Here is a 10044-nt window from a genome sequence, read left to right as displayed (position 1 = left end):
AGGGTTCCTGGGCCAGGTTAATCCGCCCAGGGTGAGTCGGGACCTAAGGCGAGGCCGACAGGCGTAGTCGATGGACAACGGGTTGATATTCCCGTGCCGGTCTTTCGGGCCGAACCGCACGACACCACCCGGCATCTGAACCAATACACCTCGCTGGACGCGGAATTCGGGTTCATCGACGATCACCGGGACGTGCTCGCGGTGCTGCGGGACACGCTCGCCGCGATGGTCGAGAGCGTCCGGGCCACGGCGGCGGTCGCGACGCTGGGGATCGAGTTGCCGGAGGTGCCGCAGGACATTCCGGTGATTCATTTCACCGAGGCGCTCGACATCGTCGGTGCCGCAGCGGAGGAGCTTGACCTTGCGCCCGAACATGAACGGCTGCTGGGGAAGTGGGCGTTGGAACGGTTCGGGTGCGACTTTCTCGCCGTCGAGGGGTATCCCGCCGCCAAGCGGCCCTTTTACACCCATCCGCAAACCGGCGACCCACGCTGGACCAACTCCTTCGACCTGTTGTTCCGAGGTCTGGAGCTGGTCACTGGCGGGCAGCGGTTGCACGACCATGCCGACTATCTGCGAGCTCTCGCCGCGCGCGGGGACGACCCGGACCGCTATCCGGCGTACCTGGAGGCCATGCGGTACGGCATGCCGCCGCATGGCGGATTCGCGATCGGGTTGGAGCGGTGGGTGTCTCGGCTGCTCGGGCTCGACAATGTCAGGTGGGCAACCCTTTTCCCGCGCGATACCCACCGACTGCGGCCGTGAGCGTCGCGGTGAACAGCAGGGCGGCCACGGCGGCGAACCAGTCGCCGTGGCGGGCGTAGAAGGTCTCGGGGCCCGCCTCGGGGATATCGGCCAGGACGGCGCGGGTCACGGTGATATCGGTGTCGGCGGTGGCGAGCAGGCGGCCGTGCGCGTCGCTGGCGACGAGCTCGCCCAGTTGGGGCGCACGGGCCACGCCGACACCGGACTCGACGCCGCGCAGCACGGCCATGCGGCTGTGCAGGCGGCGGTCGACCCGGAAGTCCAGGGCCGGGACCAGCAGCAGGGTCGCGCCCCTGGCGCGGTTGGCGCGGACCAGGGCGGGGCGGTCGAGATCGAAGCAGATCGCCAGCGCCCAGGAGGTGCCGGGGACCTGCGTCCACTCGTGGCCGGGGCGCAGGTCATCCTCCAAACCCGGTACCAGGTAATGCTTTTCGTAGACGACACCGGAGGGATAGTCGATGGCGGCGTTCACGCTGGCATCGCCGCGGGTGAGCCGGACGCCCGCGATGACGTGCACGCCGCGGCGGTTCGCCACCTCGGTGAGCTGATCGGCCAGCACCGGCAGGCTGGATTCGGTGGCACGCCAGGCCTTCTCGGGCAGTACGACGGCCTTCGCGCCTCGATCGGCGAGCTGCTCCACCTCGGCCACCACCCGAGCGATCATGTCCCGGCCGTCGGCGGAATCCACCGGCACATAATCCTCGGGCTGGGCGACGGCGACCAGGCCGACCGGGACCGTGGCACCGTCGGGCTCCGACAGCCGCGCCCAGCCGTAGCCGCACACCGCGATCACTATCGCGAGTCCGGCCGCGGCCCAGCTCATTCGAACTCGACGCGGGGTGGCCGGATCGATCAGCACCGCCAGGAGCGCCGGGACCAGCAGCACCAGGAACGAGAGGCCCAGCCACCCGGTCAGCGACACCACCTGGATCAAGGGCAGGACATCGGTCTGCGTGTAGGCCAGACTCCACCACGCCCCGAACGGGCCGCCCGCCGAGATCAGATACTCCATGACGACCCACCCGGACGGCAGTGCCAGCACCGCCGCCCAGACGCGGCCGCGTCGAACCAGCGTGCGGGTCAACACGATCAACCCGCCGTACACCGTCGCCGTACCCACCGTCAGGCCGAACGCCGATACCGGCGGCTGCTCGACGGTGTGCAGGAAGTAGTACAGGTAGGGGATCGCTCCGGCGAACCAGGACCCGAACCCGGCCGCGAAGGCCACCCGGGCCGACACCCTGGGGGCGATCGACAGGACGGGAAGCGGTGCGAGAGCGACCAACCCGGGCCACGGATGCATGCCGGTGCCGAACTTCCACAGCACCGCCGACACGACCGCCGCGGCGACCACCAGCAGCCCCTTCGGGGGAACGAGGGTCCGCCCGGGACCCTCGGCAATTCTTGTGCTTGTCACCCCATCGATGCTGGTCGGATCGCTGCCCGCGCACATCGCCGACAAGAGCGAGCCGCTTCTCGCTCTCGCGGCCCATGTGTCAGGCGTCGCGGCCGGGGACGATCAGGCCCGCTTCGTAGGCGAACACCACCGCCTGCGCGCGGTCACGCAGCGCAAGCTTCGAAAGAACCGAGCTCACATGGGTTTTCACCGTGTGCTCGCTGACCGTCAACGCCCGCGCGATCTCCGCGTTGGACTGCCCGCGCGCCAGCTCGCGCAAGGTACCGCGCTCCCGCTCGGTCAATTCCCCGAGCCGGTTCGCCAACTCCGGCCGCGGACTACCCTGCCCGGCCAGCTGGGCGATGACCCGTCGGGTCACCGTGGGAGCCAGCAGCGCCTCGCCCGCGGCGACGACCCGCACGGCGGCGACGAGTTCCTCCCGCCGGGCATCCTTGAGCAGGAACCCGCTGGCCCCGGCCCGCAATGCGGCATAGACGTACTCGTCCACATCGAACATGGTCAGCACCAGCACCTTCGCCGCACTGCGCGCACAGATCCGGGCTGTCGCCTCCACGCCGTCCAATCGCGGCATGCGAATATCCATCACCACCACATCGGGTGCGAGCGACTCGGCCAGTGCGACGGCTTCCGCTCCGTCGGCGGCCTCACCCACCACGGTGATATCGGGTTCGGTCGACAGGATCAGGGCGAAGCCGCTGCGGAACAACTCCTGATCATCGACGACGAGCACACGCATGGCTCAGATCTCCTGGGAAAGAGGCATTTCGGCGCGAACGAGGAAGCCGGGGTCGGACCGCTCACTGAACAACCGCCCACCACAGGACTCGACACGAGCCCGCATACCCGCCAGCCCCGATCCGCCACGCGTCGCCCTCGGCTCCGATTCCGCGCCCACGCCGTCGTCGCGGATCCGCAGGGAGAGATGACCTTCCGACCAGTCGAGCGTCACCCGCACCCGGTCGGCATGCGCGTGCTCGAGCGTATTGGCCAGGGCCTGCTGCACCACCCGGTAGGCGGTCACATCCACCTCGCTGGATACCGTTCGGCGCGTGCCGTTCTCGACGAGTTCGGCGGTCAGGCCACCGCGCCGCGCGCCGTCGACCAGATCGGGGATGGCCGCGATGCCCGGCTGATGGCGGGGCTGCTCCGCGCCGAACCCGTCGAACGAGGGGTCGTCGCGCAGGACGGCGAGACTGTGCCGCAGGTCGCGGACCGCGCTTCGGCCGGTCTCCGCGATTCCGGCGAAGACGGTGTCGACGCGGCCGGGATCGGTGCGGGTCAGGATGGGTCCGGTCTCGGCCTGCACGATCATGGAACCCAATGCGTGCGTGACGATATCGTGCACATCCCGGGCGATCCTGACCCGCTCCCGCGCCACTGCCGCACCCCGCTCCTCGTCCAGCCTCCGCGCCCGCTCCCGCAGCAACTCGATCTGCGCATGCCGCGCCCGGACTCCCGTCCCCAGTGTCCACGCGGTCGAAAATGACAGCGCCGCATACCCATAAGACTGGACCGGTTCATTGGGCAGCGCCAAGGACGCCAGGATCCCGAGCACCCCCACCGCCGCGGCCGTCCAGCGCGCCGCCGACCCGCTGTACGCGGCAATCGTGTACGCGCACACCACGGTTCCATACGGCAGCGCGGGCAGCGCGTGCGCACACGCGAGCACGGTGATCGCCGTCCCGACCACCGCCCCCGTCACCAAGGGTGCCCGCCGCCGCCACAGCAACGGCACCGCCGCCACCAGCGCCGCCACGACCACCCACCACGGCCGGTGCCCTGCCAGTTGCGGCGCGACCGTCACCACCGTCACCAACGCCGTGACGACGAGGTCCACCACCCACCCGGGCGTCTCCCGCACCCACCCGAACATCCCCCGAGCCGCGACATCCTGAATACCCATAGCCCCTCGAGTCTGTCCCACCCCCGACCCGGACCGCCTCCCGCGCAAGGATGATCCCGTCGTCATACCCGAGAGCGAGCAGGTCCCGCCCACGCATGGGCGGGACCGGTGATGGCGAATGCCTGTGGGGGAGTTACCAGTGGGTGCCGGGGACCAGGCGGGCGGCGCGGCGGAGGGCGGTGCCGGTGACGCGGACGGCGGGTGGGACGGTGCGGCGGCGGCGTTGAGGGGTGATGATCTCGACGTCGGTGGTGTCGGGTTCGGGGGTGGCTTCGCCCTTGGCGGCGGCCGAGTCGGGGATGGCGCGGTAGTAGCGGTGCAGGACTCGTTCCTTGATGCCGGGGGCGAAGAGCTGGCCGTATTCGGCCAGGGTGCCGATCGGCACATCGATCTGGCGGGGGCGCTCGGTGAGGGCGCGGACGATGGTGGCGGCGGCCCATTCGGGGGATTGGGTGCCGGTGCCCTGGTCGCCGCTGGGGGTGATCATGGGGGTGCGCACCAGGGGCATGTGGATGGTGGTGAAAGTGATATTGCTGGAACGCATTTCGGCGGCCGTCACCTCGGCGAACTTGTCGAGGGCGGCCTTGCTGGCCAGGTAGGCGGCGAAGCGCGGGGTGGCGACCTGGACGCCGGCGCTCGAAATGTTCACGATGTGACCGTCTTTGCGCTCGCGCATCTGCGGCAGCAGGCCCAGCGTCATGCGTACCGCGCCGAAGTAGTTGACGGCCATGGTGCGCTCGAAGTCGTGCATGCGGTCGGTGGAGCGATGCACGGCGCGGCGGATGGAACGCCCGGCATTGTTGACCAGCATGTCGACGTGCCCGTGGGTATCGAGAATGGTCGCCAGCGCTTTGTCCACGGATTCCTGATCGGTGACATCGCACGGGTAGCCGAAGGCCCGCCCGCCCGCGGCGGTGATCTCGTCCACCACGGTGGACAACTCGTCGGCGCGGCGGGCCAGCAGGATGACGACCGCGCCCTTCTCCGCGACGGCGAACGCGGCCGAACGGCCGATGCCGGAGGACGCGCCGGTGATGACGATGTGCTTGCCGGTCAGGTCGCGCTGGGCGCGCCGACGGGCCAGATAACCGGCGTGATCTGCGGAGGTATCACTCATCGCTGCTCCCTTGCAGGTGGAATTGCCTAGAACTTACTCCAAAGTAAGTTCGGGCGCCACGAACTGTGACCGTGCCGTCGTAGAGACCGATCGGTTTCGAATGTATGTTCGATACTCGAGACCGGTCGGATTTGCGAAGGAGGTGTGGTCGTGGGCTGGAACAACGGCCCGCCGTCCTGGGCGGAAATGGAAAGGGTGCTGTCCGGGCGACCGGATCCGGCGCGCTCGCGACCGCGGGTCGACGGTGATGGCGGAGACAGTCCGGCCTGGTCCCGCAAGCGAGAGAAATACGAGGCCGGGGAACTCGGGCCGGTCGAGCGGTCCGGAACCCCGTACGCCGAACTGCACACCCACTCCGCCTACAGCTTCCTCGACGGGGCCAGTCAGCCCGAGGAACTGGTGGAGGAGGCCGTGCGGTTGGGCCTGGAGGCGCTCGCGCTCACCGACCACGACGGGTTCTACGGGGTGGTGCGCTTCGCGGAGGCCGCGCGGGAATGGGGGATGCCGACCATCTTCGGGGCCGAACTGTCCATCGGCACCGCCGCCCGCGCCGGGGCGCACCTGGTGCCGCGCGGCCGGCGACGCGGCCGCGACCACGAGGCCGACGCGCTGAACTCCGAACCGCGCACCGGCACACCGGATCCCGCCGGGCCCCACCTGCTGGTGCTGGCGCGCGGGCAGGAAGGCTACCGGCGACTGTCGCGGGAGATGGCCGCCGCGCACATGGCGGCGGGGGAGAAAGGCATCCTGCGCTACGACCTCGACCGGCTCACCGAGGCGGCGGGCGGGCACTGGCACATCCTCACCGGCTGCCGCAAAGGCACTGTGCGGCAGGCGCTCTCACAGGGCGACCCGGCGGCCGAGGCGGCGTTGCGCGACCTCGTGGAACGCTTCGGCAGCGAACACGTGAGCGTGGAGCTCACCCATCACGGGATTCCGGAGGACGACGAGCGCAATGCCCGGCTCATCGCGCTCGCCGACCAGGTCGGGCTGCCCGTGATCGCCACCACCGGAGCGCATTTCGCCGCACCCCCGCAACGACGGCGGGCCATGGCGCTGGCCGCCATCCGAGCCCGATCCAGCCTCGACGACATGGCGGGCTGGCTGGCGCCCACCGGCGGCGCGCACCTGCGCTCCGGCGACGAGATGGCGCGGCTGTTCGCCGACTGCCCGCAGGCCGTCGCGAATGCCGTTGCGCTGGGCCGGGAATGCGCCTTCGACCTGCGGCTCATCGCACCGGAACTGCCACCCTTCGACGTACCTGACGGGCACGACGAGAACTCGTGGCTGCGCGAACTCACCTTCAGGGGCGCGGCCAGGCGCTACGGATCGCGTGCGGGGAACGCGGCCGCCTACGCGCAACTCGAGCACGAACTGCGCGTCATCGCGGAACTGGACTTCCCGGGCTACTTCCTGGTGGTGCACGACATCGTCAGCTTCTGCCGCGACAACGACATCCTGTGCCAGGGAAGAGGTTCGGCCGCCAACTCGGCCGTCTGCTACGCCATCGGCATCACCAATGTGGACCCGGTCGCCAATCAGCTGCTGTTCGAACGCTTCCTGTCCCCGGAACGGGACGGGCCGCCGGACATCGACGTGGACATCGAATCGGATCGGCGTGAGGAGGCGATCCAGCACGTCTACGCCAAATACGGGCGCGAGTACGCGGCGCAGGTGGCCAATGTGATCACCTATCGGGGCCGGTCCGCGGTGCGGGATGCCGCACGCGCCCTGGGCTTTTCGACCGGACAGCAGGACGCCTGGAGCAAACAGGTGAGCCGGTGGACAGGGGTGGCCGAGGAGCAGCACACCGAGATCCCGGACGACGTGCTCGCGCTGGCCGGTGAATTGGAGGGCCTGCCGCGGCATCTGGGCATCCACTCCGGCGGCATGGTGATCTGCGACCGGCCCATCGCCGACGTGTGCCCGACGGAATGGGCGCGCATGGCCAATCGCAGTGTCCTGCAATGGGACAAGGACGATTGCGCGTCGGCGGGGCTGGTGAAGTTCGACCTGCTCGGGCTCGGCATGCTCTCGGCGCTGCACTACATGATCGACCTGGTCGCCGAGCACAAGGGCCAGACCGTCGAACTGCATCAGCTCGATCTCGGGGAACCGGCCGTCTACGACATGCTGTGCCGCGCCGACTCGGTGGGCGTGTTCCAGGTGGAATCCCGCGCGCAGATGGCGACCCTGCCGCGCCTGAAACCCCGCACCTTCTACGACCTGGTGGTGGAGGTGGCGCTGATCCGGCCCGGGCCGATCCAGGGCGGGTCGGTGCACCCCTACATTCGGCGGCGCAACGGCCGGGAAAAGGCCGTCTACGACCATCCGGCACTGGAGAATTCGCTCAAACGCACCCTCGGCATCCCGCTGTTCCAGGAGCAGCTCATGCAGATGGCCGTGGACATCGCCGGATTCAGCGCCGCCGAGGCCGATCAGCTGCGCCGCGCCATGGGATCCAAACGCTCACCGGAGAAGATGGAGCGGCTGCGAGAACGCTTCTATCAGGGCATGCGGGACCTGCACGGCATTACCGGCGAGATCGCCGACCGCATCTACGAGAAGGTGTGCGCCTTCGCGAATTTCGGTTTCCCGGAAAGTCATTCGCAGAGTTTCGCGTCGCTGGTGTTCTACTCGTCCTGGTTCAAGCTGTATCATCCGGCGGCCTTCTGCGCGGGCCTGCTGCGCGCCCAGCCGATGGGGTTCTACTCGCCGCAATCCCTGGTCGCCGACGCCCGCCGGCACGGAGTGGCGGTGCACGGGCCCGACATCAACCACAGCCTGGCCGAGGCCACCCTGGAGGCGAAGGGCATGGAGATCCGGCTGGGGCTGGCCTCGGTCCGGCACATCGGCACCGACCTGGCCGAGCAGATCGTGGCCGCCCGCGAGCTCGGGCCGTACACGTCGTTCCTGGATCTCACCGGGCGCGTCGAACTTTCGGTGCCGCAGGCGGAGGCGCTCGCCACCGCGGGCGCGCTGGGCAGTCTCGGCGCCACCCGCCGCGAGGTGCTGTGGGCGGCGGGCGCGGCCGCCGGGGAACGCCCCGACCGGCTGCCCGGCACCGGCGCGGCCACCGCCGCCCCCGCCCTGCCCGGCATGAGCGCCCTGGAGCTGGCCGCCGCCGACGTGTGGGCCACCGGCGTCTCGCCCGGCAGCTATCCGACCGAATTCCTGCGCGAGCGGCTCGACGCGCTCGGCGTGATCCCGGCCGACCGGCTGCTCGACATTCGCGACGGCGCACGGGTTCTCGTCGGCGGCGCGGTCACCCACCGGCAGCGGCCCGCCACCGCGGGCGGGGTCACCTTCCTGAACCTGGAGGACGAGACCGGCATGGTGAACGTGGTCTGCTCGGTCGGACTGTGGGCGCGCTACCGCCGCCTCGCCACCACCGCGCCCGCCCTGCTCATCCGCGGCCGGGTGCAGAACGCCGAAGGCGCGGTCACCATCGTCGCCGAACACCTGCAGCGCATGGACCTGCGCATCGAGGGTCGCTCCCGGGACTTCCGCTGAAGCGTGCGCGGACAGGCTATTTCGCTTGTCACGGTGGGCGCGCGTGGCGAGGATGCCGGTAGGGTTCTGGCTCGACAGACACATACAGGGGTGGGGATTTGTTGCAGCGGGGCGACGTGTTCGCCGGATACACCATCGAAAGGCTGCTGGGGCGCGGGGGCATGGGATCGGTCTATCTCGCGCGGCATCCGCGGCTGCCGCGCTGGGCGGCGTTGAAGCTGCTCGGCCCGGAGATGTTCGCCGACAAAGAGATTCGCGGGCGCTTCGAACGCGAGGCCGAGGCGGTGGCGCGGCTCGAGCATCCGAACATCGTCGCGGCACACGATCGCGGCGTGGAACGGGACGTGCCGTGGATCGCCATGCAGTACGTCGACGGGCCCGACGCCGAATCGGCCACCCCGCCGCCTGCCGCCGCCGTGCACATCATCGCGCAGGTGGCCGCCGCCCTCGACCACGCGCACGGACGCGGCGTCCTGCACCGGGATGTGAAGCCCGCCAACATCCTCCTGGAACGCGGCACGCAACCCCGCGCCCTGCTCACCGACTTCGGCATCGCCCAGCTGCACGACGCCGCCACCCGTCTCACCCGCACCGGCACCTTCACCGCCACCCTCGCCTACGCCGCCCCGGAACAACTCCTCGGCAACCCCCTCGACCACCGCACCGACCAATACTCCCTGGCCTGCACCCTCTTCCACTTCCTCACCGGTGGACCGCCCTACCCCAGCGGCAATCCCGCCGCCCTCATCCAGGCTCGGCTGCACGGCGCGCCGCCCGCGCTGCGCCTGCGCCGCCCCGACCTGCCCCCGGCCCTGGACGCGGTCCTCGCCACCGCATTGTCGAAAGATCCCGCCGGCCGCTACCCCTCCTGCACCGCCTTCGCCATGGCCGCTCGGCAAGCCTTGACCGCCCCTGCGGCCGCCGCGCGGGTCGCGCCCAGGTCCGCTCCGCCGGAACAGATGTCGAGGACCGTGCCCGCCGTCGAGAACCCCTTGGCGCGTTGGTATTACCGGGTGCGGCGGCGCTATGGCCGCGGCTCCGAAACCGCCTCGCGACGGTAGCGAGGTCTTCGGCGGAGACGGGCGTGCCCGGTACTTCGGGTGAAGTACCGGGCACGCCAGCATGTTTCGCCGAGGTCGGCGCGGATCAGAAGTCGCCGCCCCCGCCGCCGGAGTCGCCGCCCCCGAAATCGCCGCCGCCGCCGAAGTCGCCCCCGCCGCCGGAGTCGCCGCCCCCGAAATCGCCGCCGCCGCCGAAGTCGCCCCCGCCGCCGGAGTCACCGCCGCCGCCGAAGTCGTAGTCGCCGCCTCCGCCGCCCCACTGCTGGTT

Annotated in this window: 8 protein-coding genes; 3 read left to right on the top strand and 5 right to left on the bottom strand. The window is 70.2% G+C overall.

All coding sequences use genetic code 11. The features are described 5' to 3' along the window. Positions 1-93 precede the first annotated feature (93 nt). Positions 94-765 (top strand): amino acid--tRNA ligase-related protein, encoded by a 672-nt coding sequence (locus tag ACWELQ_RS26775; RefSeq protein WP_452399806.1) that lies wholly within the window; start codon positions 94-96, stop codon positions 763-765. Here ACWELQ_RS26775 and ACWELQ_RS26770 read toward each other — a convergent pair. The 4 genes from ACWELQ_RS26770 to ACWELQ_RS26755 form a co-directional block, all read right to left on the bottom strand. After that, positions 716-2182, bottom strand: a complete 1467-nt coding sequence (locus ACWELQ_RS26770; RefSeq protein ID WP_452399805.1) for a hypothetical protein — start codon at positions 2180-2182, stop codon at positions 716-718. The two genes, ACWELQ_RS26775 and ACWELQ_RS26770, sit on opposite strands and share 50 nt — an antisense overlap. 79 nt (positions 2183-2261) lie before the next feature. Then, positions 2262-2918, bottom strand: a complete 657-nt coding sequence (locus tag ACWELQ_RS26765) for a response regulator (RefSeq protein WP_452399804.1) — start codon at positions 2916-2918, stop codon at positions 2262-2264. Positions 2919-2921: 3 nt separating this feature from the next. Further along, positions 2922-4085, bottom strand: a complete 1164-nt coding sequence (locus tag ACWELQ_RS26760) for a sensor histidine kinase (RefSeq protein WP_452399803.1) — start codon at positions 4083-4085, stop codon at positions 2922-2924. 133 nt (positions 4086-4218) lie between these two features. Beyond that, positions 4219-5202: an SDR family NAD(P)-dependent oxidoreductase gene (locus ACWELQ_RS26755; protein ID WP_452399802.1), complete on the bottom strand. Its 984-nt coding sequence runs from the start codon at positions 5200-5202 to the stop codon at positions 4219-4221. Positions 5203-5352: 150 nt separating this feature from the next. On the opposite strand from ACWELQ_RS26755, the gene ACWELQ_RS26750 reads away from it, so the two are divergent. Beyond that, positions 5353-8715, top strand: a complete 3363-nt coding sequence (locus ACWELQ_RS26750) for an error-prone DNA polymerase (RefSeq protein WP_452399801.1) — start codon at positions 5353-5355, stop codon at positions 8713-8715. Between the two features lie 98 nt (positions 8716-8813). Then, a complete protein-coding gene (locus ACWELQ_RS26745) occupies positions 8814-9776 on the top strand; it encodes a serine/threonine-protein kinase (protein ID WP_452399800.1) in 963 nt (320 codons plus the stop codon). Positions 9777-9861: 85 nt separating this feature from the next. On the opposite strand, the gene ACWELQ_RS26740 is transcribed toward ACWELQ_RS26745, so the two are convergent. Next, positions 9862-10044, bottom strand: a 183-nt coding sequence (locus tag ACWELQ_RS26740; protein ID WP_452399799.1) for a hypothetical protein, incomplete at its 5' end; no start/stop codon positions are given.

This window comes from Nocardia sp. NPDC004722, from assembly GCF_053601505.1.
The sequence above is the reverse complement of the archived record's forward strand: the minus strand, read 5'-3'. Positions and strand labels throughout refer to the sequence as shown.

Coding starts and splice junctions, on each gene's coding strand:
- ACWELQ_RS26755 (WP_452399802.1), bottom strand. CDS start 5,202: ATGAGTGATACCTCCGCAGATCACGCCGGTTATCTGGCCCGTCGGCGC.
- ACWELQ_RS26765 (WP_452399804.1), bottom strand. CDS start 2,918: ATGCGTGTGCTCGTCGTCGATGATCAGGAGTTGTTCCGCAGCGGCTTC.
- ACWELQ_RS26760 (WP_452399803.1), bottom strand. CDS start 4,085: ATGGGTATTCAGGATGTCGCGGCTCGGGGGATGTTCGGGTGGGTGCGG.